Here is a 272-nt window from a genome sequence, read left to right as displayed (position 1 = left end):
ACCATGCAATTGCCGCAAGGCGCGCTTTAATTATCTATTCAACACTGAGCCCAGCCAGCCCAGTACAAGGAAAATGCCCATGCGTGTTGCCGTTATCCAGCAAACAAACACCGCCGACCTGCAAGCCAACCTGGATCATTCCCTGTCGCAGGTGCGCGAGGCCGCCGCCCAGGGCGCGGAGCTGGTGCTACTGCAGGAATTACACCGCAGCCTGTATTTCTGTCAGACCGAAGACACCCGCGTCTTTGATCTGGCCGAACCCATCCCCGGCC

The 272-nt window shown here is 58.5% G+C and carries 1 protein-coding gene; it reads left to right on the top strand.

Features of this window, described 5'->3' with window-relative positions; translation table 11 throughout:
* Nucleotides 1-79: 79 nt before the first annotated feature.
* The coding region (locus A3754_RS24510; RefSeq protein WP_304439871.1) for a nitrilase-related carbon-nitrogen hydrolase at nucleotides 80-272 on the top strand (193 nt) is incomplete at its 3' end.

It is taken from the genome of Alcanivorax sp. HI0083 (assembly GCF_001635175.1).
This window is presented reverse-complemented; position numbering and strand designations above follow the sequence as displayed.